Raw genomic sequence first — 24,617 nt, forward strand, 5'->3', positions numbered from 1 at the left:
CGTGGTCGTGGGTCTGCCGCCGCCGCTGACTCCGCCGGACCGGCCGGTGCCGGCCGAACTGGCCGGGGCGAGCTCGCACGGCTACAACTGCCGGTGCGTCGCCGCGCACTTCGGCCTGGACCCGGCCCCCTACGGCGAACTGCCCGCGTGTTCGCTCACCGAGCCCGAGTACCAGCGGTTGTTCGGCGAAGCCGTCGAGGTCCAGCAGGAGGCCAAGCGGCTCGCCGCGGCCCGGGACATCGTTGGGGCACAACGGCTGTACGGCCGGATGCGGCAGCTCGCGCAGCGGCTCGACCGCAGCGACCTCGAACTCGCCGCCGTCAGTGACCTGGCCACCGTCTGCTACTCCGCGGGAGACCTGCGCAATGCCCGCCAATGCGCCGAAGCCGTCTTGACGGCCTTCCGGGTGAGCGCGGCCGCCGCCGTCCACTTCGGACAGTACGCCGAGCTGCGGATGATCGAAGGCTCCCGTGAGGTGGCCGACCGCGTGGTGATCTCACTGTCCACCGAGGAGGGTGACGTCGCACGAGCCCGTGAGCTGATCGCGGGACAGCGGCATCGGGCGGCACTGCGGAAGGCGGCCGGACCGGAGCAGTACCCGCCCGAACTGCTCGACCCGCACGGCGCCGATGAGCTGGAACTGCGGATCCTCGAGGCCCGCGTCCAGGTGGCGGCCGGGGATCCGGCCGGGGCACTGGCCGCACTCGACGAAATCCTGCCTGCGCTGGACGACGAGTCCCTGCGCGCGATGGTCCAGGCCGAACGTGCCCGGCTTCGCCAGGCCGGCGGTGAAGACGCCGACGCGCGTGCCGACCTGGTCCGGCTCACCGCGGACCACCCGGCCAAGTACGCCGTCGACCTGGCCACGGATCGTGCGCTGGGCGGTGACTTCCCGGGTGCGGTCGCGGCGATCGTCGCGGCCCGCGACGACCTCGCGGCGGCGGGCGCGACCGGCGATGTCGCGGACGCGAGCCACGCGCTGGGCACGCTGCTGCTGCTCGCGGACGACGTCCGGCAGGCGCGGGACCAGTTCGAGCACGCCGGCAAGATCTGGACGGCCCACGAAGACACGCCGGGGTTGCGACGGCTCGACGTCGCGTTGGCCCGATGCGCCGCGGCGGAGGGGGACTGGGACACGGCCGAGGACCACGCGACGCGGGCGCGAGAGTCGGCGCGCGCGTCCGGGATGTGGCTGGAGTGCCTGCACACGGACTTCGTCGCGGCCACGATCGGCTTCGCGCGTGGGGACGACCCGCGGGCGCTGCTCGATTGCTGCTCCCGCTGGCCTTGGCGGCGGCGGAGTACCGCTTCGAGTTCGCGTCGCCACGAGCCCGCACGGCGTGGGCGCGGAGTGTCGCGGGCCCGGCGACCGAACTGCTGATGGTCGTGCTGACCCGGCTGGACGAGCCGAGGCTGGTCGCGGAACTCGTCGAGCGCACCTGCGCCGTCGGGGCCCACACCGAGGGACCACCGCTCGAGCTCACCGGGACCGTCCCCGCCTTCGAGGTCGCGTCCGACGGCGATCGGCTGCCGCTCGCCGCGCTGGGCGCCGTCACGTCGTCGCTGCCGTTGCGCCTGGCCCCGCCGCCCGCGCTGCGGTGGTCGCCGACGTCATCGATGCTGCTCGACCGCTGGCTCGACGTCGCCGCCGAGCGGTATGCCCTGCCCCGAACGGAAACCCCGATGGTGCGCACCTGGCCGGACGCCGGGCGTGAGACGTTCCTCTTGCGGTACGCCGACGCCGGGCACACCTACCTCACCTGGCGGAGCACCGGCGATCTCGACACCGTCCACACCCACCCGGTCGACACTGCCCTCGTCGCGACGGCTCGCGAGTTTCTGGACGCCGCGTCGCCGACACCGCACGAAGGTGAGAGTGTTCCCGACGCTGTCGGACGGGCGTTGAACGCCTTCGCGGATGAACAGCGGCTGGCCCGGATCCTCGGCCTGAACCTGCTGCCGGCCGACCTCGTCGCGCGGTTGCGGCAGGCGGCCGTCGACGGACGGCGTCCGCTGCTGCGGGTGCAGCCGTCGCCGAGGCTGGCCGCGGTGCCGTGGGGGCTGCTCGCCCTGCCCGACCGGCGGCCGGACCGCGTGCTCGAACCCGGTGGGGAAGGCGTTTGCTTCGACGGCGACGAGCGTGTCCTCGACGTCGCCGACGTTTCGCTGCTGGCTCCCGTCGGGATCCCGCGCCGGCCGCCGGCGCCGCCCGGGCCGCCGGTCTACCTGCTCGACCCGCGGATCCCCGGCTAGAGTGCGTTCGGCGAACTGGGCTCGGTGCTGGGCAAGCAGGATCCGGCGTCGCCGCTGATCCGCCACCTGGACGCGCGGCTCGCCGCCGGTCCCGTCCGGCCCTCGGCCGCGCGCGGTCTCGACCTGGTCCGCCGCACCGACACCGACCGGCGGCTGCTCCTGCGGCTGCTGGCCGAGCCGTGTTCGCGGCTGGTGTTCGTGGGGCACGTCAGCCGGGTCCGCGACGAACACGGCGCGCAGACCGCGTTGCACCTGTCCTGCGCGGCCGGCCTGCCCGGCACGGCCGCGCCGATCGGCGCGCACCGGCCCTTCACCGCGGCGGACCTCGCGCTGTCCGAAGTGGACGCGATGCCGGCGCGGGTGGCCCTGATCGGCTGCGCCAGCGCAAGCGACTTCGGCCTGGCCGAGCCGTTCGGCGTGCTGCTCGCGGCGGTCGCGGCCGGGGCCCGGCTGGTGGCCGCGACGGTGTGGGCGCTGCCGACGTCGGCAGCGGTGCCCGGCGCGGACCCGATGGCCGAGCTGGTGATCGCCGTCGACACGGCACTGGCCGGCGACGACCCGGTCGCCGAGCTCTGCGCGTGGCAGCGGACGCGGCTGGCGCGGTGGCGCGAACGGGCCGAGCCGAGCCGTTCGCCGGTCTTCTGGGCGGCGCTGACCTGCCTCGATGCCTCCGACGACGGGCAAACCTGGGTTCGGTAGCACGCGCCCCGCCCGAAGCTGTGGGCACACCACACAGCGAAAGGCGGGGCCGATGTTCAAGAAGATCCGCGACAAGGTCAACGAGGCCACCCAGCAGGGCATGGCCCGCGGCACGCAGGACTTCCGGCAGCACGCGGAGCAGTTCCGGCAGGCCGCGGCGGCGCAGGGGCACGACATCACCCCGCAGCTGCCGACCCCGCAGCTGGCCGCGCAGGCCCTGCGGGGCCTGACCGCCGACCCGGACATGGCGGCGTTCATGGCGCTTGCGCCGGAAGAGCAGCTGCGTCAGCAGCAGGAGCTGCAGGCCTACGGCACCGAATTGCGGCGGCTGTACGACACGTGCGAGCCGGCGACGCTGGTGATCCGCGCCCTGGAGCCGACCGGCCGGACGATCGCCGGGCAGGCGCAGTACACCGCGACGCTGGAGGTCACCCGCGCCGACGGCACCACCTACCGCACGGTGACCCCGCTGATCACACCGCAGGCGACGATCCGGCAGTACGCGCCCGGCACCCGGCACGAAGCCCGCGTCGACCCGGCCGACCCGGCGAAGGTCGCCGTGTTCGGCCCGATCGACTAGGCGGCGGCCGTGGTCGGATTCGAAGCTCCCCGGCGCCTGTGGCTGCTCGGCGTCCCGACGACGCTGGCGTGGGCGGCCGCGGGCTGGTCGGGGGCGCTCGGCCTGCTGGACGGCTTCCGGCTGATGTCGCTGAACCGCGTCGACGCGTGGGGGGCCGACGCGGGCCCGGCGGTGTCGCTGGTGCTGTTCTTCAGCGTGGCGGTGACGGTGGCGTCATCCCTCGGTTTCGCGATGCTGTGGAGCGCGGGGATGTCGCTGAACCGTCCTGGTTTTGGTCTCGGCCTCGGCTTCCGGGCCGGCTCGCTGACGACGTCGCTGGGCGTCGCGTTGGGCAGCGGCGTCGCGATCCCGTCGTGGACGCCGCCGGAATCGGTGGGGCAGCGGCTGCCGTTCCTCGACGGGAAGGCCGCGCCCTGGTCCGATGTGGACTGGGTCGTGTACTACGAGCCGTACCTGGTCCCGGCGGTGTCGGCGGTGGTGGCGCTGGTGTTGATCGTCGTGCTGCTGCGGGCGTTCCTTCGTGAGGGGGAGGCGGAGGACCGGGCGGAGGCGCTGCGGCAGCGGGGCCGGCAGGTGACGGGACGAGTGGTGCACATCGAGTTCACGAACGTCTGGGTGCTGGGTCACCCGCGGTTCGTGGTCCACGTCCGCTTCCCGACGGAGACGGGGGAGCGCACCGTGGTGGCGACGATGGTGACACCGTTGTTCCAGGCGCCGTCCCGGGGCTCGGCGGTGGTGGTGCGGTACGACCCGCAGGACGCGGAGGCGGTCCTGGTGGAACCGGAAGGAACGTCGTACCCGGGGCCGCTGTTCGGGTAGCACCTGGGCCCGGTCATCGGCCACCTGCCGGCATCTTCGCCTCTCCCGATTCCCCGCAGGCACGGTACACGTTGACGAGCGTCCGACCGCTGACGTTGTCGATGACCAGCGCACGGAACGGTGTTGTGCTGGAGGACGCGTTTTCGGGCGGTAGAGGTCTCAACGGACCGCTCACTTTGGGGGTTATTACCCTTCGAAACGGCGACAACGCCGAGGTCCTCCGGGCCCAGATCGACGCGGCGGTCGCCGCCGGCTACGCCGAGCCGCCGAAACGCCGACGCCACCGGGTTCGTGGGCAATCCGGGGCTGCCGCTGTTGATCCTCGAGACGTATGAGGCCGGGCAGGTGATCCCGCTCCACGGCGAAGTCCCGGCGGGACGGACCGGTGTCGTGGTGAGCCTGACCTGACCGGGCTGGGTTTGCGCTCGCGGGAGAACGTTCGCGCTCGCCGACAGCTTCCGGTCCGATCTGGTTGCCACGTCGCGCCGTGGGGAGGCGTTCGACCGGACGCGAGGTCTCCCGGTGTCGAAACTCCGAAGGTCTGGAACTGGCTGACGAGTCTGTTCGACTGAGATACTTCGCCGGTGATGCGGGAGAAACGTCGATGAGCCCTGGCGCGGAAATGGGGATCGTCCTGCTGGCGATCTGCGCTCTTTTGGTGACGACGGTGTTTGTCGGCATCCGGCGGCGGGAGAAGACCGGAGGTCTCGGCCAGGTCCGGCCGCCGGCCCCGGAGCACGTGCGCCGGATCACCGAGCTGCGGGACGAGGACTACGACCTCGTCCTGCGGGGCGGGGCCCGGGTCAACGGCGTCAGCGCGACGTGGCCGTTCGCCAGCCTGCTGGTCAGCCGAACCCAGATCGAGCTGCGCGTCCAGGTCCTTGTGCCGATCCGGATCGCCCGCGCCGAGGTGACCGGCGTACGTCGGGTGCGCGGGCCGTTCAGCCGCGGCGTCAAGTTCCAGACCGAGTCGGGCCGGTTGGACAAGGTGAGCTTCTGGCCCGTGGGCAAAGCCGCGAAACAGCTGGCCGAGCTCGGCTGGTACTGAAACCACGGATCAACCGCACTGGCTCTACCTGGCTACCTTCATATCCAGCTGCCGGGCCCGGGTGGTGCCGCAGCTGTGGGGCATCCGCCGGCCCGGCGGAGCCTCACCGAGGTCGCAGGGTGAGCCGTCCAATTCTCCCGCCCGCGCGACGGCCGCTTCAAGAGGCTGCAGTCGGCCAGGGGCACGCGCACCGGCTCGGTCTGGCTGTCGCGTCGGCAATACCGTCCCAGAAGTTCGCCTCATGCAGACCGCCGAGCGGTGCTCGAAAGCGAATTGGCCGGCGTCGACGACCAGGCCGCGTGCGATCGGGAAGCCGAAGCCGACAGGCTCGGCAAAGCCCTCGGCGACCTCACGAAGAAGCAGAACTCGATCCTGCTCCGGTGTGGGACGGCGGGATGTCATCGAGCCCCTTCCCCCCGAAATCCACGTTCGGCGACGTCTTCAAAGCTCTGCGGCTGCTGGACAAGGTCGCGGTGATCGTGGCCAAGCTGGTGGTGAAGCCGGCCGAGGTGACCTGGTGGCTGGCCGGCAACCACGCCGACGCGCTTGGCTGGATTCGTGCCGACGGCCTCGGCGTCGACACCTCGGTGGTCGTGCCGATCGCCCGCCGGCGGGCCATGCAGTGGTTCTTCGACTGGCGGGCGCAGTTGCCGGTTTCCGACCTGACCGCGTTCGACTTCGCCGACGAGCTGCTGAATGCCGGCTCGTCGTCGGCGAACACGATCACCTCGCTTGCCAAGCTGGCCACTCTCCATCCGGGGCTCGTGCTGCCGGCGGGAGAGCAGCAGTCGCGCCGAGCGTTGCACATCAAGCTGGCACCCGCGCCGCAGGAGACCACCCGCGAGCTGTCCGCGTGCGGCCGCGCCGCGGGCTACTCAAGGGAGCAACAGGAGATCCGGACGGCTTGGCCGATCACCGGCTGAAGGAGCTCGACGGCCTCGTCGAGCGCTACCGCATGGGCCTGGACCGGAACGAGGTACCGGTTTCGCCGAGGTCGTGGCCAAGCTGCCGAGGCCAACGTCGACACCTTGCTGCTCGGCGATCGGGCGACGCCCGGATCTGGTCGGCACGAACGCCGGCGAGATCGCCGCCGACCGCGAGGGCCTCCTGGCCTTCGGCGTCGAAGACGGCCGTGAGCAGCGGGTGGACGAAGCGCTGCCGTGGGCGGCGCTGGTGTCCGGAGGGACGGTGACGGTCATGGACCAGCGGGTCGACCTGGAAGAGGGGTGGGTGCGCTCCTGCGGCACACCATCCGCCGGGCGATCGACTGGTCATCGTCGTGTTGGCAGAGGCTGATGCCGGCGCTCACCCGGATTCTCGCGGCTCCGGCTGACCGCCGACGCCCCGGAGCCGGGCGGTCCGCCCGGTTTGCGCCGCCACCCGGGGGTCAGTCGGGCTTCCCGGAGCCCGGTTCGTGCATCTTGCCCTGGGCGGTGGCCTTGACGCGGTCCGGAAGAACCCTCGATACGCCCGCCATCGCCTTGTTGGCGACCGACCCGCCGACGACCTTCTGCTCGCCTTTCATCAACGCCTCGTAACCCTGCCGCGCGACTTCGGCCGGGTCGTCCTTCTTGCCGGAGCCGACCTTCGTGTCCTCCATGCCCGCCCGCTCGAAGAACTCGGTGTCGGTCGGACCGGGCAGCAGGGTGGTGACCGTGACTCCGGTGTCCTTCAGTTCGATCCGCAGGGCTTCGGCGAACGACGTGATGAACGCTTTCGAGGCCGAGTAGACGGCGTTGTGGGGGACCGGCGCGGTCGAGGCGATCGACGAGGTGAACAGCACCCGCCCGTGGCGGCGTGCGGCCATGGCGGTGGTGGCCCGCTTGGCGAGGTGCACCGCGGAGGTGACGTTGAGGTTGATGATGTTCAGCAGGGCGCGCAGGTCGGTGTCCCCGGCGACGTCTCCGGCGACGCTCACCCCTGCGTTGATCGCCACCGCGTCGATGGGGCGGCCGCCGGCCTCGATGCGGGCCATCAGCTCTTCCACCCCGGTGAAGGAGGCCAAGTCGGTCCGGACGGAGTCGACTTCGGCACCGCGTTCCTGAAGCTGCTTCGCCGCGCTGATCAGTTCGGCGTCTTCGGCGGCGATCACGAGGTCGAAACCGTGGTCGGCGAACTGCTTCGCCAGTTCCAGCCCGATCCCGCTCGACGCCCCGGTGACGACGGCCAGTGGCTTGGTCGGTGTGGTCATGAGTGCGTCCTTTCCCGGCACGACTGCTCTCGTGCGCGACCTCGGGCCGTCGGCTACCCGCGCCGGCCGCGGCTAACCCGGCGGACCCCGATCGCCGCCCCGTGTTTCTTCGACGCGGCACCGGGTAGGCCGCAGGTCGAGAAAGGAGACAGCATGTCCGAGCACGAGCTCCCGCTGCGCGACTTCGACCAGACCCCGATCGGGGTGCTGCAGCACCGCATCCGGTCGCTCGACGAGAGCCAGGTCCGCGCCCTCGTCGAGCACGAACACGCCCACGGCGGGCGGGTAGCGATCCTGCAGCTCCTCGAAACCCGCCTCGACCGGCTGCGCCACGGTGCCGAACCCGCGCCCGGCGATCCCCAGGCGGCGCCACCCGTGAGCGGCACGCCGGGCGGCTCGCCGGTCGGCGAGTCGACCGCGGCCCCGGGGTCGACACCGCTGCGGCACGGTGTCGCCGAGCAGACGCCGGCGCGCGGGCGTCCCTGACCGTTCGCGTTCCGGCGCCGCGATTACCGGCAAGTGATTCGACGAAAGGACTGCCATGACTCAACAGGTGCGCGAACTGATGACCACCGACCTGGCGACGCTGTCGCCGGGCACCCCCGTGCGGCAAGCCGCCCGGGCCATGCGGGAAAAGGACGTCGGCAACGTGCTCGTCGTCGAGGACGGGCAGCTGCGCGGCATCGTCACCGACCGCGACATCGTCGTTCGCGGGGTGGCCGACTTCGACGACCTTTCGGCCTGCACGCTCGGCGACGTGTGCAGCGACCAGCTCCTCACGGCGTCCCCCGGCGACGACGCCGACGCCGCGATCACCCGCATGCGCGAAGCCGCCGTGCGCCGCATTCCCGTGGTCGAGGACGGCCGGCCGGTCGGCGTGCTGTCCCTCGGCGACGCCGCCATCGAAGGCGACCCGGACTCCGCGCTCGCCGACATCAGTTCCGAAGAAGGCAACACCTGATCCGGCCGGGGACCCGGCGCCCGCGGTTTACCCCGTCTCGGGGCGGGTACGCCGTGGGCTAGGCGAATTCGCCCTCGTTTGCCGGACGAGTCCATCGCTGCTCTGCTCGGTGGGTACGCGTGGCTGCCCGGCCTCCGGGCCCGGTCGGCGTCCGGAGTGGCGCACACCCGGGTGCGGGACGGGGCGGCCGAGGTCAAGCCCGGTACGGCCGTCGACCTTGTCGTGCGGCACCGGGAGGTCGACGGGGGAACTGCTGCCGCCCCGGCTGGCCGCGGTCGAGCTGCTCAACGTCATCCGTCCGACGGTCGCGGTGTGCTGGTTCGTCGCCTACGCCGGGCACGCGCTGCACCGCTGGCCGCAGCACCGGCAGCGCCTGGCCGCCGGAGACACCGCGTTCGCCGAGGCGTTCGCCCACGAACTACGCCGGTTCTACCCGTTCGCGCCCTTCATCGGCGGCCGCGCGGTCCGGGACCTCACCTGGCGCGGCGACCGCATTCCCCGGTTCTCCATGGTGCTGCTCCACCTTTGGGGGCAGAACCACGACACCGAGCTGTGGGGCGACCCGTTCGTGTTCCGCCCCGAGCGGTTCCTCGGCCACGACATCGGCGCGTTCGAGCTGGTGCCGCAAGGCGGCGGTGATCCGGTGACGAACCACCGCTGTCCCGGTGAGCCGTCGACGGTGTCGATCTTGCGAGATCTCGTGATCCGCTTGGCGAGGCTGGACTACGACGTGCCGGAGCAGGATCTGACCATCTCGCTGAGGCGGGTCCCGGCGCGGCCCCGCAGCGGGTTCGTGCTGACCCCGGCGGGCGTCAGGCCGTGACCTGCCGCGGTACGGGCGGACTCGGCTGCGAGTCGAGCAACGTCCGGCGGACGGCGGTGTCCGCCAGCTCAGGCACGTCCCGGTGCCGCTGCCAGAGGTCCCGCTGCCCGTCGGCTCCGTTCCCCCCATTGAGCTGACGGGCCAGCAGCTTGGCCACGCGGGGGTATTCGCCGAACGCTTCGAGCTCCGGGCGCAGCTGCTTGAGCAGGGCGGCCGAGCCAGCGTCCCGCGAGGCCCTCGCGTGCCGCCCGGAAGTACGCCATGCGCAGGAGCCGACCGGGCACCCGCGGCGCGGGCACACCGGCCTGCACGGCCCGCACGGACGCCGAGACCAGGGCCTGCACGAGTGCGGCCAGCAGCGCGGTTTCGTTGACCGTCGCCGGGACATCGCTGACCCGGACTTCGAGGGTCGGCAGGTGGGCCGACGGCCGGATGTCCCAGTACACCATGTCCTCGTCGAGGACCGTGCCACACTCGATCATCCTGGCCACCGCCGCGTCGTACTCCGCCGCCGACGTCCACACCGGCGGCGGGCCCGCACACGGCCACCGCGACGTCTCGACGGCCCGCCAGCTCGCGAAGCCGGTGTCCCGCCCGCGGTGGATGGCCGAGTTCGCGGTCAACCCGAGCAAGGCCGGCAGCCACGGCCGCACGTGGTTGCTCACCTGCACGGCGATCTCCCGGTCCGGTACCCCGACGTGCACGTGGCAGCCGCTGATCTCCTGGCCGGTGATCATCGCGCCGTACCGGCGCTCCAGCCGGCGGTAGCGCGGGGTGTCGGTCACCCGGCCCACCGGCGCCCCGGCGATCGGGACGCCGACGGCCAGCAGCCGCGCCCCGGCGTGCAGGGCGGTGCGCCGAGGCGTGCACCGCGTGCGCCGACGTCTGTCTGAGCGAGGAGTCGGTCGCGGACCTGACCAAGTGCGTGCGCACCGACCTGGACTGCGCCGACGTGTGTGCCACCACCGCCCGCGTGCTGTCCCGGCACACCGGCTACGACGCGAACATCATCCGCGCGCTGCGGGAAGCGTGCGCGATGGTGGGCAAGTCGTGCGGGGACGAGTGCGGGCCGCACGCCGAGATGCACGAGCACTGCCGGATCTGCGCGGACGCGTGCCGGTCGTGCGAGCGGGCCTGCCGGGACCTGATGTCCACCACCAGCTGAAGGAAGGAACTCTGCCATGACCGCGAAAGCCGGCGAAAGGCGCAGAAGACGGGGACTTCCATTGCGCGAAGTGCGGTGAAAAGGTCTCCCGTCAAAGAAGGCCGCAAGATCCCGAAGTGCCCGAACGGCCACACCGAGTTCGGCAGCCGGACCAAGGAACCCGGCAACAAGTCGTGAACCCCGGACAGCGGGTCAGGTGATCGCGTTTGTCCCGGACCCTGCCGGGAATGCCGCGGAGACGGCGATCACGAGGAGAAGCTCATGAAGGCAGTGGTGTGGCACGGTGTCGGTGACATCCGGGTGGATGAGGTGCCGGATCCGAAGATCCTGGAACCGAGCGACGCGATCGTGCGGATCACGCGCAGCGCGATCTGCGGGACGGACCTGCATCTAGTGCGCGGCACGATGCCCGGGATGCAGCCGGGCACGGTGCTGGGGCACGAGGCCGTCGGTGTCGTCGAGGAGGTCGGCCCGGCGGTGCGGGGATTCTCCCTCGGCGACCGGGTGGTGGTGTGTTCCACCGTCGGGTGCGGAACGTGTTCCTATTGCCGGGCGGGTTATTTCGCGCAGTGTGACACCGCCAATCCGAACGGGCCCGGCGCGGGCACGTGTTTCTTCGGCGGTCCGGAATCGACGGGTCCGGTGGACGGGTTGCAGGCGGAGTACGCGCGCGTCCCGTTCGCGATGACGACGCTTGTCCCCGTCCCGGATTCGGTGAGTGATGACCAGGCGATCCTGGTGTCGGACATCTTCCCGACGGCGTGGTTCGGCGCCCGTCTCGCGGAGGTCGGCCGGGGTGACAGCGTGCTGGTGTTCGGCGCGGGGGTGGTGGGCCAGTTCGCGATCGCGTCCGCGCAGCGCCAAGGCGCGGGCCGGGTGTTCGTCGTCGACGGCATCGGCTCGCGGCTGGACGCGGCCCGCGCGCAGCACGCCGAGACCGTCGACTTCAACCGCGAGGACCCGGTGGCGCTGGTGAAGGAGCTGACCGGCGGGATCGGTGTGGACCGGGTGATCGACGCGGTCGGCGTCGACGCGCAGCGCCCGTCCGGCGGGCCGGCCGCGGAAAAGGTGGCGCAGCAGGCAGAGCAGTTCGAGGCCGAACGCGCCGAGGCGGCTCCGGACGCGTCGCCTTCGGGTGAGCAGTGGGTGCCGGGCAACGCGCCGAGCCTGGTTGCGCAGTGGGCGGTCGAAGCCGTTGCCAAGGCCGGCACGATCGGGGTCATCGGGGTGTACCCGCCGGGGTTCTCCAGCTTCCCGCTCGGACAGGCCATGAACAAGAACCTCACCGTGAAGATGGGCAACTGCAACCACCGCCGCTACGTGCCGGAGCTGCTGAACCTGGTCGCCACCGGCGGCTTCGACCCCACCGCGTTCATCACCCAGCGCACGGACCCCACGGCGGCCGTCGAGGCGTACGAGACGTTCGACCGCCGTGAGGAAGGCTGGCTGAAGACGGTGCTGGAGGTGTCGGCGTGACCGGGACGGTCGCCGACGCGCTGGTGGCCCGGTTGCGCTCGTGGGGTGTCCCGCGGGTGTTCGGCTACGCCGGCGACGGGATCGACCCGATCCTCGCCGCGCTGCACCGCGCCGGCGGCGACCCCGAGTTCGTGCCGACGCGGCACGAGGAAATGGCCGCGTTCATGGCGTCGGGGCACGCGAAGTACACCGGGACGCCCGGGGTCTGCCTGGCCACGCAGGGTCCGGGTGCGATCCACCTGCTGGGCGGGCTGTACGACGCGAAGCTCGACCGTCGGCCGGTCGTGGCGGTCGTCGGGCAGGTGGTGACGACCGCGCTCGGCAGCGGCTACCTGCAGGAGGTCGACCTGCACACCCTCTTCAAGGACGTCTGCGGCCAGTACGTGCAGACGGTGTTCGCGCCCGAGCAACTACCGATGGTGCTGGACAACGCCTTCCGCACCGCCATCGCCACCAGCACCCCGACTTGCCTGATCGTCCCCCACGACGTCCAGCGCGCCGACGCGCCCGGCGAACTGCCGCACACGCACGGGGTGGTCCCCTCGGCGGTCGTGGTGAACCGCCCCAAGGTCGTGGCGCAGCAGGAAGACCTGCGCCGCGCGGCCGACGTCCTGCGCGCCGGGCGCAAGGTGGCGTTGCTGGTGGGCCGGGGCGCGGCCGGTGCGGCGCGCGAGGTCGAGGCGGTCGTCGACCGGCTCGGCGCCGGGGTGACCGTGTCGCTCGTCGGCAAACCCGTGCTGGACGAGAGCGCGCCGTGGCACACCGGCGTGATGGGCCACCTGGGCACGACCGCGAGCGCGCAGATGATGGCCGGGTGCGACACGCTGCTGATGGTCGGCTGCAACGACCCGTGGACCGAGTTCTACCCCGAGCCGGGCCAGGCCAGGGCGGTGCAGATCGACATCGAGGCGCGGGTGGTCGGGGCGAAGTACCCGGTGGAGGTGGCGCTGGTCGGTGACGCCCGGGAGACCCTGGCCGCCTTGCTCACCCATCTTGCGCGCAACCCGGACCGCACGTGGCAGGACCGGGTGCGCGACAGCGTTTCGCGCTGGCAGGACGTCGCCGCGCAGCGCACCCAGCGCCCGGCTGATCCGCTGAACCCGGAACTGGTCGTGCACGAGCTGTCCGGTCACTTGCCCGAGGACGCGCGGGTCGCGGTGGACGTCGGATCGGCGACCTACTGGTACGCCCGGCACCTGCGGCTGCCGCGCGGTGTCCCCGCGCACGTGTCGAGCTACCTGGCGGCGATGGGCTGCGCGATGCCCTACGGGCTCGCGGCCAAGCTGGCCGCGCCGGACCGGCCGGTAGTGGCCCTGGTGGGCGACGGCGCGATGCAGATGAACGGGCTGCTCGAGCTGATCACCGTGGCCGACCGGTGGCGCTCCTGGGCGGATCCGCGGTTCGTCGTGCTGGTGCTGCACAACCGGGACCTCAACGAGGTCACCTGGGAACAACGGGAGATGGAAGGCGACGCCCGGTTCCCGGTGTCGCAGCGGGTACCGGAATTCCCGTACGCGGGGTACGCCGAGCTGCTGGGCTTGCGCGGCATCAAGGTCGACTCCGCCGACGCGGTGGACAAGGCGTGGCAGGAGGCTTTCGCGGCCGACCGGCCGGTGGTCGTCGAGGCGGTCGTCGACCCGGCCGTGCCGCTGCTCGCGCCGCACCTGCCGGACGACAAGGCCGACATGATCTACCGCGGCCTGGCGCAGGAACCCGGCAGCGACGCGGTCCGCGAGCATGTGTTGAGCCAACGCGCCGACGAAGGCCACGACGACCGCGATCGCCTGGAGGAGTCGTGACCGGCCCGGAAGTCCGGGCATCGAGCTGAGCTGGGTGGGGAGCGGGTTCCGGTCGCCGGGAAGGGCGATCCTCGGCGTGTTCGGCGACCTCGTCCGGCGAGCCGCGCCGTGAGTCCCGCGTTTCGGCGATCCGGGGCCGGGCACCCGTCGGCATGAGGCGATCGATTGTGCGCGGCCTGGCCGCGGGAGCGGCGGGCACCACGGCGTTGCACGCCGTCACCTACCTGGACATGGTGCTGCGCGGCAGGCCGGCCAGCCGGACCCCGGAGCAGAGCGTGACCCGGCTGGCCGACCTGGCGGGCGTCAAAATCCCCGCCAGGGGGCGGGACAACCGCGTTTCGGGGGCCGGCGCGCTGCTCGGCATCGTGTCCGGGCTGGTGGTGGGCGCCGGGTACGGCGCGATCCGCGCGGCGGGCTGGCGACCGTCCGTGACGACGGCCGGCGCGGTCGCCACCGTGGGCGCCATCGCCGTGTCGGCCGCGCCGATGGCCGCGATCGGAGTGTCGGATCCCCGCGACTGGTCGTTCTCGGACTGGGTGGCCGACGTGGTGCCGCACCTCGCGTACGGCTGGGTCACCACGGCGACGTATGCGGCGATGCTCGACCGCGGGGAGCCCGGGCAGCGGTCGGTGCACCCGAACGAGATGCGGGACGCGCTCAGCGGACGCGACAGCTGATCGCGGGCAAGGATCCCTACGCGCTGAAGTTCCCGGTGATCGCGCTGGTGACCTCCGCGGGTGGACTGGCCGCGCTGACCGGCGTCCTGGCTCCGCTGCCGCCGGAGCTCCCCGCGGCGCTGCTGGTGGTCCAGCACCTGCAGCCCGGCCGTCCCAGCGAGCTGGCCGGCATTCTGGCCGCGCGGACCGGCCTGACGGTCCGCGCAGCCGTCAACGACGACCGGCTCATCCCCGGAACGGTGCTCGTGGCGCCACCGGCCCGGCACCTGCTGGTCACCTCCGATGCCCGAGTCGGACTGATCGACGCCGGCGCGCTGCCGCCGGCCCGGCCTTCGGCGGATCTCCTGCCGGCGACGTACGCGGTGACGTGCGGACCGCGGGCGCTGGCGGTGGTGCTGACCGGCAAGGGCACTGACGCCCAGGCCGGGATCCGCGCTGTCGTGCACTGCGGGGGCACGGTCCTCGCCCAGGACGAGGCCAGTTCGCAGCACTTCGGGATGCCCGAGGCGGCGATCGGTACCACGCTGGTCCAGAACGTGCTCGCGTTGCCCGACATCGCCGAGGCCATCGTGGGTCACGTCCGCGCCCATCGGGGCTGACGCGGCAGTCCGCACCACCTCAACGCGCGATCGTCGTCCTGGACGGGCGCACACCCGATCAGCCGGTGGGGAACCGCCGGATGGGCAGGATCCGAGCGGTGCCTCGGCAGCGGCCAGAGGGTGCCCGTGGTCCGGCGGTGATCGGCCACCGGTCGGAAACAGTTGTCTTGGGTAAGGATCGGAGTTTGCCTGGGCGTCCTCCCGGGTATCCGCCGCCGGTACGACGATGATCGGGAGGTTCGGTCGTGGCGCAGCGTGACGGCATCACCCAGCCATGGGGCACCCGGACGCCTTACGGGCCGGGGGAAGCGTGGCCGGTACGGGTGGACAGTCACCTGGCCGATGGGCTGGAACCCGCTGACGTCGACCGCTGGGTCCGCAGCGCCGCGGTTCTGCACTCCAATGGGGACGGTCTGGACATCGCGGTCAAGGACGGCCGGATCGCCGGAGTTCGGGGCCGTGCCGACGACCGCGTCAACCGCGGGCGGCTCGACCCGAAGGACCTGTTCGGCTGGCAGGCCAACGCGTCCCCGGACCGGCTGACCACCCCACTGGTCCGGCGGGACGGCGAACTCGTCGAGGCGAGCTGGGACGAAGCCATGGAGCTGGTCGTCGAACACAGCAAACGGCTCCTGGACGAGCAGGGGCCGAGTGCGGTCGGCTTCTACACCAGCGGCCAGCTGTTCGCCGAGGAGTACTACACGCTCGCCGCCATCGCGCGTGCCGGTATCGGCACCAACCACCTCGACGGCAACACCCGCCTCTGCACCGCGACCGCGGCCGCCGCCCTCAAGGAGTCCTTCGGCTGCGACGGCCAGCCGGGGTCCTATTCGGACGTCGACCACGCCGACGTCATCGCCCTTTTCGGACACAACGTCGCCGAAACGCAAGTCGTCTTGTGGTCGCGCATCCTGGATCGGCTCGACGGTCCGAACCCGCCCTCGGTGTTGTGCGTCGACCCGCGCGAGACCCCCGTGGCCCGGGCGGCGACCCTGCACCTGGCGCCGCTGCCCGGAACCAACCTCGCGTTGATGAACGGGCTCCTGCACGAAATCATCGAGCACGACTGGGTCGACCACGACTACGTCGAGCGGTGCACCGTCGGTTACGGTGATCTCGAGAAGATGGTGGCGGATTACCCGCCGGAGCGGGTCGCGGCGATCTGCGGCCTGACCGAAGCCGAAATCCGCGCCGCAGCCGAACTCCTCGGCTCGGCGGAGCGGCTGCTGTGCACCGTCCTGCAGGGCTTCTACCAGTCTCACCAGGCCGGCGCGGCGTCGGTGCAGGTCAACAACCTCAACCTGGTGCGCGGCATGCTCGGCAAGCCCGGCGCCGGCGTCCTGCAGATGAACGGCCAGCCCACCGCCGAGAACACCCGCGAATGCGGCGCCGACGGCGACCTCACCGGCTTCCGCAACTGGGCCAACGACTCCCACGTCGCCGAGCTCGCCGAACTGTGGAACGTCGAGCAGAGCAAGATCCCGCACTACGGGCCGCCGACGCACCTGATGCAGATGCTGCGCTACGCGGAAAACGGCACCCTGCGGTTCCTCTGGGTGTCGGCCACCAACCCGGCCGTGTCCCTGCCGGAGCTGCGCCGGATCCGGTCGATCCTCACGCAGGACCGGCTCTTCCTCGTGGTCCAGGACGCCTTCCGCACGGAGACCGCGGAACTGGCCGATGTCGTGCTTCCGGCGGCGATCTGGGGTGAGAAGACCGGCACGTTCACCAACGCCGACCGCACGGTGCACCTGTCGGAAAAGGCCGTCGAGCCACCCGGCCAGGCCCGCCCGGACCTCGACATCTTGCTCGACTACGCCCGGCGCATGGACTTCCGCGACAAGGACGGCGCGCCGCTCCCGCAGTGGCACGACGCCGAGTCCGCGTTCGAGGCGTGGAAGCGCGCGTCGGCCGGGAGGCCGTGCGACTACACCGGCCTCGGCTACGAGAAGCTTCGCACGACCAGTGGTGTCCAATGGCCCTGCAACGACGAGAACCCGGACGGCACCGAACGGCTGTACGCCGACGGGAAGTTCTTCGCTGAGCCCGACTACTGCGAGAGCTACGGACGTGACCTGGTCACCGGCGCGCCGATGGAGCCGACGGAGTACAAAGCCATGAACCCGGACGGCAAGGCGATGATCAAGGCGGCCGAATACCTTCCGCCGCACGAGGTTCCGGGCGAGGACCATCCGTTCGCGTTGATCACCGGACGGACGATCTACCACTTCCACACCCGGACCAAGACCGCTCGCGCGACGCAGCTTCAGGCTGCCGCCCCGGAGGCCTGGGTGGAAGTATCCGACATCGATGCGAAACGCCTCGATCTGCACGAGGGGGACTGGGCGGAAGTCACCACCCCACGCGGCCGGATCCACGCTCGTGTCCGCGTCGGCGGTATCCGCGAAGGTGTCCTGTTCATCCCGTTCCACTACGGCTACTTCGACACCGAAGACCCCGTCGGCCGCGACGGCGGCCGCGCCGCCAACGAACTCACCTTGACCGACTGGGATCCGGTGTCCAAGCAACCGCTGTTCAAGACCGCCGCGGCCGCCATCCGCCGCGCGGCATCCGACCGGACGACGGCGAGCGACTCGATCGCGGCCGGCCGGCCTCGGAACGGCGTCGAGGAAGACCTCACAGCCGTGGAGCCGAAGGGAGGGGCCCGATGAAGCTCGGACTGGCGATCCGCGAGCTGCACCGGTCGGAAACGTCGCTGGCGAAGGACCTCATCAAGGTGGCCGATCGGCACGCCGCCGAGCACGAGGTGCACCACGTCGCCCATGATCTGGCCCGGTGGTCGCAGGCCCACGTCCGCGACCTCGCGGACGCCGCGCGCGCCTACGACGTGCACCTGTCCGGTGCGGCGCCGGCACCGTCCGGCCCGATGGAGGCGATCCGCGCGACGGTGGCCGAGCTGAGCGGCCGGCGCCCCGAAACCGGCCTGCTGCTGCTCGCCGACCTCCGGCGGCTGCACCGCAAGGCAGCCGGGGTCTCCCTCGACTGGGAGCTGCTGGCCCAAGGCGCTCAGGCCGTCAAGGACCCGGATTTGCTGGAGCTGGCCGGTCGCTGTCACCCGCAGACGCTGAGGCAGCTGAAATGGACCAACGCCATGCTGAAAGTCCTGTCCCCGCAGGTGCTGGCCAGCTGATGCCGGACGCGAAGCCCGACCTCGTGCTGACCTTCGGGCACGACGAACTGGTCATCCGGCGTCGCTACGAAGTGCTCAGCATCGCGAACGACATCTTGATCGCGTTGTGGTTCATCGCCGGCAGCGTCCTTTTTTTCTCCGAAGACCTCGCCACGGCCGGCACGTGGCTGTTCCTGGTCGGCAGTGTCGAGCTGCTGATCCGCCCGATCATTCGCCTGACCCGCGCCGTGCACCTGCAGCGGATCCGCCGCGACCGCGCCGTCGATTCGACACCGGACTTCTGACCGCGGTTCGTTCCGTACGGCCTGTCGGCACGGTCCTGCCCCTGCCGGGTATCGCCCTCATCTCGACTTGGACGCCCAACGGCCGTGTGCGGTGACCCGATTCCGGGTATCCGCGGCCATGATCAGACTCGCCGGTCGTGGTGCTCGGCGGTCTGGCGTACTTCATCCTGATCGGAGTGCTCGGGCGATGAGCGGTTTTCGCGCGTTCCTCCGCAACAATGGTCTCTCACTGGCGTTCGGTGCCCTCTTCCTCCTGAGCCTCGTCGGACAAGCGCTGTCCGGTTTGGCGGACTTCAACGACAAGCAACTCGCCCACGGCGTGGACCAGGTCGGCCTTGGCAGTTACCTGACGTCCTCGTCGTTCGCGGTCGACGTGGCGGAGAACTGGCAGTCCGAGTACCTGCAGTTCTTCTTGTACGTCATCGCGACCGTGTGGCTGGTCCAGCGCGGTTCACCGGAGTCTAAGCCGCTGGGTCGCATCGGCACGGAAAGCGACGAAGACCAGTTGCTCGGCCGGTGTGTGAAGGCGGGTTCGCCGCGCTGGGCGAAGGCGGGCGGCTGGCGGACTGCGGTGTTCGCCCGCTCGCTGGGGCTGGTGATGGGCACGATCTTTCTGCTGTCGTGGCTGGCCCAGTCCGTCGCCGGGGTCGCGGCGTACAACGCCGAGCAGCTGAGCGACTTCGGGGATCCGGTGTCCTGGCCGGAGTACCTGGTGTCGGCGGACTTCTGGAATCGGACGCTGCAGAACCGGCAGTCGGAGTTCCTGGCGATCGGCTCGATGGCGGTGCTGGGCGTGTACCTCCGCCAACGGGGTTCCCCCGAGTCCAAGCCGGTCGGCGCCCCGCACGGTGTTACCGACGAGTCCGGCTGACGAAGACGCGAGATCGTGGGGAAGCCAGGCGTACGAACTGGCTTCTCGCGGCCTCTGGCGCTTCCAGGCATCTCCTTCGACCTGCTCGGCACTGCCGGTGCCACGACGGTACTGGCAGCCCCGTGCAACTTGGCGTTGGTGTGCTGGGACGTCTCTCTCAACGCGGCGAACCGTGCCGACTTCGGGCCGAGCTGGCTAGGATCGGCCGGTGGCGTTCACAGCGTGGGCGACGAAGCGTTCGGCGAGTTCGCGCAGCTTGACGTTGTCCCGTTGCGATTGTTCGACCAGCAGGGTGAACGCCTCGTCCGCGCTGATCTGCCGGATGGCCATGAGGATGCCCTTGGCCTGGTCGATCACCGCTCGGGAGGCCAGCGCGGTGCTTAGGTGCGCGGCGAGTTCGGTGGCGTGGAGGTAGCGCTGGTGGAGACGCAGGATCGCCTCGACCGCGGTGGTGTAGAGCTTCAGGAGTTGGACGTCGAGGTCGGCGAATCCCCGTGCCCGGGTGCCGTAGCAGTTGATCGCTCCAGCGTGTTCGCTGTTGATCGTCAGCGGTGCGGACAGGAAGCTGTCGAACCCGGCATCGTGGGCGTCGCCGGCGAACTTCGGCCACCGCTCGCGGGCCTGCTCCACCGACGCCCGCTCCACTTCGCCGTGACGGGCGGCATCGAGGCAGGGGCCGCCGTTGCGGTACTGATCGCGGTCCAGCTCGGCGACCAGCTCGCTGGTCGTGGCCGCGGTGCGCGGCTGCTCATCACGCAGGAGCGTCACCGTCGCCTCTCCCGCCCCGGGCACCGCCGCGACCACCTGGCGGCACACCTGGTGCAGCAGCACCTGGAAATCCGCTTCGTTGTCCAGTGCCGCGGTGAGCGCCCCGAGCGCGCCGGTGACCTCGTCGAGCACCTGCGGCCACAACATGTTGTCGGAATCGGAGCGTGATCGAGCCATGGTGCAACCTCCGCTCGCCACGGCGAGATCGCCGAGTCGCCGCGGACCCCGTTCACATCGATCGAGCCCTCCGCATCCGCCCGGACGTGCGGCGGGGTGATGATGCGGTTGCGGCTCGAGGCTGAACCAGGGTCGTCGTCATGCACGCTGTCGTGCGCCAACGACCCTTCAAGTCGCCCGAGACGAGATCTGTCAGAAGGCGGAGCACCGTAAACCCGATGCACACGAAAGACCTTCGCCGCCCACCCTAGTCCCGCGCCGGGCCACTGGCACAGCGGACGACGGTTCGACCCGGGTCGTGGGTGCCGAGGGCCGGACTCACGGGCAGCCGGCCTGGCGGTGGCGTTCAACGGTTCAGGGCCCGGTGGCGAGCCGCGCGCGGGCACCCGCAGCCCGCGCGCGGCCCAGGCATGCCCCACAGCATCCGGCGATGATGACGTTTTCGGCGACACGATCAGCGAGGACAGCACTGTGCATGAGTTGCGGGTGACGGGGTATCCCGATCTTCGAAACGCACCCCGGGAGGTTGATCGTGGAAAGTCGCGTCAAGGCGTTCGGTCACGCCGTCCATCCGATGTTGATCGTGTTCCCGTTCGGGTTGCTGGCCACTGCGGTCGTCTTCGACATCCTGTACCTGATCACCGACGGGGCCGGGTTCCCGGTGGCCGCGGCGTACACGATCGCCGCGGGGATCATCGGCGGGCTGGTGGCGGCCCTGCCCGGGTGGATCGACTGGTACGCCATCCCGGCCGGCACACGCGCCAAGCGGGTCGGCCTGATCCACGGTGCGGGCAACATGCTCCTGCTGGTGCTGTTCGCGGTCAGCTGGCTGTTGCGCGCGAACGCCGCCGATTGGATCCCCAGTGCGTGGGCGCTGGTCTTCGGCTTCGCAGGTGTCGCGATCGCCGGGGTGACCGGATGGCTGGGCGGCGAGCTGGTCGAATGCCTCGGTGTCGGAGTGGACGACGAAGCCGGGCTGCAGGCCCCGAGTTCACTCTCGCACAGCAAACGGTGATCACAGAAGGGGCAGAAATCACCGGCTCGCTCGACACCCTGCGGCAGTCACTCGACGAGCTTTTCGCATAGCTTCTCCAGGATTCTGGTGAGTAGTCGTGAGGCCTGCATTTGTGATACGCCGATTCGCGAAGCGATCTGCGACTGACTCAGACCGTCAAAGAATCGCATCTGGAGAATGGTCCGTTCATCGTTCGGCAGCTGTTTCAGCAACGGACTCACGCTGTTGTAGTCCTCGACGAGCTCGATACGAGAATCGAGGTCGCCCACTATGTCGGTGTTGGTGGAACCGGAGGAGACGTCTTTTCCGGGGCCGCTGCTCGGGTAGGCAGGGTGCCCCCAGGCGCGGTTCACGCAACAACCTCAGCGAACTCCTCCGAGGTGCTTCGGTTGTGCCGTCCACCACGCCAGCGGCTTCAGACACGAAGCGCTATCTCCAGGTGCTTCATCCCGGTGACGAAGTTGGACAGCAGCCGTTCGGGTGGGCCTGCGTCGTGGATGCTGCTGAACGCTCGGGTGACGCCGCCGAGCACGTGCCGCATCTGGGTGCGCGCGAGGGCGGCAGCCACGCAGACGTGCGGACCGTATCCGAAGCTCACGTGGGCAGCGCCCGTGCGGGTGATGGTGAACGTGTCCGGCTCGTCGAACGCTTCCGGGTCGCGATTCGCCGCAGGGTAGAACACGACCACCTTGTCCCCGGAACCGATCTGGACACCGCTCAGCGCGGTGTCGACTTTCGCGGTCCGGCGGAAGTGGATGACCGGGGGTGCGTACCGTAGGCACTCCTCGACCGCCGTGCCGATCAGCTCGGGCTGGGCACGCAGCAAGGCGTACTGATCCGGGTGCGCCATCAGCGACATCAGCGCGCCGGGCAGCGCGCTGCGCGTCGTGTCGTTGCCCGCTACCGCGAGCAGGAAGAAGAAGTTCTGAAACTCTGCGTCCGTGAGACTCCTGCCGTCCGACTCGGAGTGCACCAGGGCGGTGATCAGGTCGTCACCGGGGTTTCGACGCCGGTAGTCGGCGAGTTTCCGTGCGTACTCGATCATGTCGGCCAGCTCGGACGGGCTGCGCCGGTCGACCACCGCATCGGTGCCGTCGAGGTCGTTGTAGTCCTCGTCGTGGTAGCCGATGACGCGGTTGGCCCAGTCGAAGAAGAACTTGCGGTCCTCATGGGGCACGCCGAGTACGTGTGTGAGGGTTGACAGCGCCACCTCGTCGGTCAGCTCGGTAACCACGTCGCAGGTATCGCGTTCTCGCAGCGGCGCCAGCAGCTTCGCGACGTGATCACCGATGAATGCGTCGAACGCGGCGATGTTGGCCGGGCTGAACGTCCGGCTGATGATCTTGCGGTACCGATTGTGCTCCGGGGGGTCCATGTTGAGCAGCATCGACCGCAGGTAAGGCAAGTCGGCCGGGTCCGGGTCGCGCAGCTGTGTTCCGCCCAGGCGTGCCGAGAAGATCGCCGGGGTGCGGCTCACGAACTGCACGTCACGATGCCGCATGATCGCCCAGAACCCCGGACCCTCGGGGGACGTCGGCAAAGCCGGCTCCTCCTGCCACGAGACCGGCTCCTCGTCGCGCATCTCGGCATAGACGTCGTACGGGATGCCGTCGGCGTACACCTGCGGGCTGTAGACGTCAGGCATCGGCGGGCCCTTCGTCGAAACAGATGGTGCCGGACATGAAGGACCGGGTGTGGCCCGCGATGGTGACCCGGTCGCCGACCAGGGTGCAAGACGCCTCGATCACGTGTGGCAGGCCGAGGCGGGTGGAGTGCTGCCGGGAGACCAGCTTCCGGCGCCCGACCCGGTCCGCCCAGAACGGGATCAGCAAGCAGTGCGCAGAACCTGTGAACGCGTCCTCGAGGATTGCTTGCTTCGGCGCGAAGAAGCGGGACGAGAAATCGTGGTCGACACCGGGGGCGGTGATGGTGACCGCCCGTCGATCCAGGCCGAGCAGCACGTTCTGGTCAGGTGTGACCGCGCACATCTGTTCCTCCGTTTCGTACAGCGCCACGTAGTCCATTCCCGCGTACACCGCTGTCGGGTTGATCGAGAGGCCGTCGAGCAGGCGGGCGGGTGGGTCGATCCGGACCACCGGCAGCGCCGGGAAGCCGAGTGCCAGCTGCCCGTCGTCCAGCCGGCTGACGCGCAATGGTCCCTTGCCGGAGTGGAACACCACTTCGGACAAATCGGGGCGTAGTTCGGTGAACACGACGTGCGCCGAAGCCAGTGTGGCGTGGCCGCACAGCTCCGCCTCCATCGACGGCGTGAACCAGCGGATTTCGTAGTCATCGCCCCGGGCTACCAGGAAAGCGGTTTCCGGGAGGTTGTTCTCCAGAGCGATCGACTGCATCAGGTCCTCGTCGAGCCACTCGTCGAGCGGGCAGATGGCGGCGGGATTGCCGTAGAAGACCCTTTCCGTGAAGGCATCGACCTGGAAGAGCGGGAGTTTCACGAGATCGCCTGCCGGGTGTGCAGGAAGTAAGCGCGCATCGGTTCCACCACCGCGAGCACGGCTGGATCACCCGAGCGCAGAGCCGCTGCCTCGAACAAGGTGAAGACCTCGGCCGGCTCGATGTCCCGAGTGAACAACGTGGTGATGGCGATCTTGAGGAACTCGCGATGTGTCGTGTGTGTCATCAGCGCGCCCGCGGCAACGTATGCTTCGGACTCCGCATCGGCCAGTGGTGCCCGGCTGATCGCGCGCTCGGCCGGGATCCCGCCGTACGACGGGGCCGCGACCATCACCTCGTCGATCGACGAGGCGTGGAAGTCGAGTACCAGGTGGACGCGGTCGCGGTCCCAGGCGGAGTAAGCGCTGTGGGTTTTCGTGGCGTCCAGAAACCAGACCTCGCCGACTTCCATGTGGTACACGATGTTCTCGTGCGAGTTGAGACACGCGTCGTCGGTCTCGAGAGGAAGGTGGATCCGGATGAGGTCGGACTCCAGTTCGAGGTAGTCGCGGTGCGGAACGAGCGCACTCCCGGGCGTCAGCCGGGCGATGCGCGCGTAACGAAGCAGCGAGGTTTCGAACAGGCGATTGACCAGCTCCTCGAGGTAAGGCAGCTGCTTGCCCAAGTCGGTCAGGACCGCGGGGCCGTCGTAGGCATCGAGGCTGGTTTGCAGGCCGTCACCGGTCCCGTTCCACACGGCACAGCTTTTCCATGCGCCGCAGGCGAACTCGCCATAGGTATCGGTGTACGGACAGCGTTCCGCCGTCTGCAGGTCCTGCGTCAACCTCCGCGTGTCCATTGTGTACG

28 protein-coding genes are annotated in these 24,617 nt (G+C 70.3%); 21 read left to right on the top strand and 7 right to left on the bottom strand.

The annotated features are described in order from the left end of the window. Window position 1 precedes the first annotated feature (1 nt). From AB0N03_RS19375 to AB0N03_RS19410, 8 genes are all read left to right on the top strand, one after another. Window positions 2–1,381, top strand: a complete 1,380-nt coding sequence (locus AB0N03_RS19375) for a hypothetical protein (protein ID WP_364373182.1) — start codon at window positions 2–4, stop codon at window positions 1,379–1,381. Further along, window positions 1,381–2,253: a hypothetical protein gene (locus AB0N03_RS19380; RefSeq protein WP_364373185.1), complete on the top strand. Its 873-nt coding sequence runs from the start codon at window positions 1,381–1,383 to the stop codon at window positions 2,251–2,253. Before AB0N03_RS19375 ends, AB0N03_RS19380 begins: the two co-directional genes overlap by 1 nt. Window positions 2,254–2,277: 24 nt before the next feature. Beyond that, the gene (locus AB0N03_RS19385; RefSeq protein ID WP_364373188.1) at window positions 2,278–2,952 is read left to right on the top strand and encodes a hypothetical protein; all 675 of its coding nucleotides are present in this window, start codon (window positions 2,278–2,280) and stop codon (window positions 2,950–2,952) included. 52 nt (window positions 2,953–3,004) lie between these two features. Then, window positions 3,005–3,532, top strand: coding sequence for a hypothetical protein (locus AB0N03_RS19390; protein WP_364373191.1), 528 nt, complete (start codon window positions 3,005–3,007; stop codon window positions 3,530–3,532). A gap of 9 nt (window positions 3,533–3,541) precedes the next feature. Continuing rightward, entirely contained in the window at window positions 3,542–4,351 is an 810-nt protein-coding gene (locus AB0N03_RS19395; protein ID WP_364373194.1) for a DUF3592 domain-containing protein, read from the top strand. Window positions 4,352–4,955: 604 nt separating this feature from the next. Further along, complete coding sequence (locus tag AB0N03_RS19400) at window positions 4,956–5,399, top strand: hypothetical protein (RefSeq protein WP_364373197.1); 444 nt, start codon at window positions 4,956–4,958, stop codon at window positions 5,397–5,399. A 395-nt stretch (window positions 5,400–5,794) separates the two neighbouring features. Then, window positions 5,795–6,322 carry a hypothetical protein gene (locus tag AB0N03_RS19405; protein WP_364373200.1) on the top strand — a complete coding sequence of 176 codons (528 nt, stop codon included), beginning with the start codon at window positions 5,795–5,797 and terminating at the stop codon, window positions 6,320–6,322. Between the two features lie 73 nt (window positions 6,323–6,395). Then, complete coding sequence (locus tag AB0N03_RS19410; protein ID WP_364373203.1) at window positions 6,396–6,695, top strand: hypothetical protein; 300 nt, start codon at window positions 6,396–6,398, stop codon at window positions 6,693–6,695. A 91-nt stretch (window positions 6,696–6,786) separates the two neighbouring features. Here the strand turns inward: AB0N03_RS19410 and AB0N03_RS19415 are convergent, their stop codons facing one another. Continuing rightward, a complete protein-coding gene (locus AB0N03_RS19415; RefSeq protein WP_364373206.1) occupies window positions 6,787–7,590 on the bottom strand; it encodes an SDR family NAD(P)-dependent oxidoreductase in 804 nt (267 codons plus the stop codon). Window positions 7,591–7,743: 153 nt separating this feature from the next. Here AB0N03_RS19415 and AB0N03_RS19420 point away from each other — a divergent pair, with 153 nt between their 5' ends. The 3 genes from AB0N03_RS19420 (at window position 7,744) to AB0N03_RS19430 (ending at window position 9,374) form a co-directional block, all read left to right on the top strand. Then, entirely contained in the window at window positions 7,744–8,076 is a 333-nt protein-coding gene (locus tag AB0N03_RS19420; protein ID WP_364373209.1) for a hypothetical protein, read from the top strand. 55 nt (window positions 8,077–8,131) lie between these two features. Continuing rightward, complete coding sequence (locus AB0N03_RS19425) at window positions 8,132–8,551, top strand: CBS domain-containing protein (RefSeq protein WP_364373212.1); 420 nt, start codon at window positions 8,132–8,134, stop codon at window positions 8,549–8,551. A 217-nt stretch (window positions 8,552–8,768) separates the two neighbouring features. Next, window positions 8,769–9,374: a cytochrome P450 gene (locus AB0N03_RS19430; protein WP_364373215.1), complete on the top strand. Its 606-nt coding sequence runs from the start codon at window positions 8,769–8,771 to the stop codon at window positions 9,372–9,374. A gap of 68 nt (window positions 9,375–9,442) precedes the next feature. Here the strand turns inward: AB0N03_RS19430 and AB0N03_RS19435 are convergent, their stop codons facing one another. After that, entirely contained in the window at window positions 9,443–10,222 is a 780-nt protein-coding gene (locus AB0N03_RS19435; RefSeq protein WP_364373594.1) for a YbdK family carboxylate-amine ligase, read from the bottom strand. Window positions 10,223–10,299: 77 nt separating this feature from the next. Between AB0N03_RS19435 and AB0N03_RS19440 the strand changes: the two genes are divergently transcribed. The 9 genes from AB0N03_RS19440 (at window position 10,300) to AB0N03_RS19480 (ending at window position 19,396) form a co-directional block, all read left to right on the top strand. Further along, window positions 10,300–10,539 carry a hypothetical protein gene (locus AB0N03_RS19440; protein WP_364373218.1) on the top strand — a complete coding sequence of 80 codons (240 nt, stop codon included), beginning with the start codon at window positions 10,300–10,302 and terminating at the stop codon, window positions 10,537–10,539. 261 nt (window positions 10,540–10,800) lie between these two features. After that, entirely contained in the window at window positions 10,801–12,015 is a 1,215-nt protein-coding gene (locus AB0N03_RS19445) for a zinc-dependent alcohol dehydrogenase (protein ID WP_364373221.1), read from the top strand. Beyond that, entirely contained in the window at window positions 12,012–13,814 is a 1,803-nt protein-coding gene (locus AB0N03_RS19450; protein ID WP_364373225.1) for a thiamine pyrophosphate-requiring protein, read from the top strand. The genes AB0N03_RS19445 and AB0N03_RS19450 overlap by 4 nt, the downstream gene beginning before the upstream one ends. A 152-nt stretch (window positions 13,815–13,966) precedes the next feature. After that, entirely contained in the window at window positions 13,967–14,491 is a 525-nt protein-coding gene (locus AB0N03_RS19455; protein ID WP_364373228.1) for a hypothetical protein, read from the top strand. 35 nt (window positions 14,492–14,526) lie between these two features. Next, the gene (locus tag AB0N03_RS19460) at window positions 14,527–15,090 is read left to right on the top strand and encodes a chemotaxis protein CheB (protein ID WP_364373231.1); all 564 of its coding nucleotides are present in this window, start codon (window positions 14,527–14,529) and stop codon (window positions 15,088–15,090) included. A 245-nt stretch (window positions 15,091–15,335) separates the two neighbouring features. Further along, window positions 15,336–17,762, top strand: coding sequence for a nitrate reductase (locus AB0N03_RS19465; protein WP_364373234.1), 2,427 nt, complete (start codon window positions 15,336–15,338; stop codon window positions 17,760–17,762). Beyond that, a complete protein-coding gene (locus AB0N03_RS19470; RefSeq protein ID WP_364373237.1) occupies window positions 17,759–18,241 on the top strand; it encodes a hypothetical protein in 483 nt (160 codons plus the stop codon). Before AB0N03_RS19465 ends, AB0N03_RS19470 begins: the two co-directional genes overlap by 4 nt. Continuing rightward, window positions 18,241–18,525: a YrhK family protein gene (locus AB0N03_RS19475; protein ID WP_364373239.1), complete on the top strand. Its 285-nt coding sequence runs from the start codon at window positions 18,241–18,243 to the stop codon at window positions 18,523–18,525. Before AB0N03_RS19470 ends, AB0N03_RS19475 begins: the two co-directional genes overlap by 1 nt. Window positions 18,526–18,712: 187 nt before the next feature. Next, a complete protein-coding gene (locus tag AB0N03_RS19480) occupies window positions 18,713–19,396 on the top strand; it encodes a DUF6766 family protein (RefSeq protein ID WP_364373242.1) in 684 nt (227 codons plus the stop codon). A gap of 195 nt (window positions 19,397–19,591) precedes the next feature. On the opposite strand, the gene AB0N03_RS19485 is transcribed toward AB0N03_RS19480, so the two are convergent. Then, window positions 19,592–20,341 (bottom strand): GAF and ANTAR domain-containing protein, encoded by a 750-nt coding sequence (locus AB0N03_RS19485; RefSeq protein WP_364373243.1) that lies wholly within the window; start codon window positions 20,339–20,341, stop codon window positions 19,592–19,594. A 532-nt stretch (window positions 20,342–20,873) separates the two neighbouring features. Between AB0N03_RS19485 and AB0N03_RS19490 the strand changes: the two genes are divergently transcribed. After that, on the top strand, window positions 20,874–21,356 hold the full coding sequence (locus tag AB0N03_RS19490; RefSeq protein WP_364373246.1) for a DUF2231 domain-containing protein: 483 nt from the start codon (window positions 20,874–20,876) through the stop codon (window positions 21,354–21,356). Window positions 21,357–21,403: 47 nt separating this feature from the next. Here AB0N03_RS19490 and AB0N03_RS19495 read toward each other — a convergent pair whose 3' ends face one another. The 4 genes from AB0N03_RS19495 to AB0N03_RS19510 all read right to left on the bottom strand — a co-directional run bounded on the left by AB0N03_RS19495 (window position 21,404) and on the right by AB0N03_RS19510 (window position 24,594). Next, window positions 21,404–21,709 carry a sigma-70 family RNA polymerase sigma factor gene (locus tag AB0N03_RS19495; protein WP_364373249.1) on the bottom strand — a complete coding sequence of 102 codons (306 nt, stop codon included), beginning with the start codon at window positions 21,707–21,709 and terminating at the stop codon, window positions 21,404–21,406. 62 nt (window positions 21,710–21,771) lie between these two features. After that, entirely contained in the window at window positions 21,772–23,001 is a 1,230-nt protein-coding gene (locus AB0N03_RS19500) for a cytochrome P450 (protein WP_364373252.1), read from the bottom strand. Continuing rightward, window positions 22,994–23,812, bottom strand: coding sequence for a PhzF family phenazine biosynthesis protein (locus AB0N03_RS19505; protein WP_364373255.1), 819 nt, complete (start codon window positions 23,810–23,812; stop codon window positions 22,994–22,996). The genes AB0N03_RS19500 and AB0N03_RS19505 overlap by 8 nt, the downstream gene beginning before the upstream one ends. Continuing rightward, entirely contained in the window at window positions 23,809–24,594 is a 786-nt protein-coding gene (locus AB0N03_RS19510) for an aspartyl/asparaginyl beta-hydroxylase domain-containing protein (protein ID WP_364373257.1), read from the bottom strand. Before AB0N03_RS19510 ends, AB0N03_RS19505 begins: the two co-directional genes overlap by 4 nt. Window positions 24,595–24,617 lie beyond the last annotated feature (23 nt).

The organism is Amycolatopsis sp. NPDC051061 (assembly GCF_040682935.1).
Taxonomy (GTDB): Bacteria; Actinomycetota; Actinomycetes; order Mycobacteriales; family Pseudonocardiaceae; genus Amycolatopsis.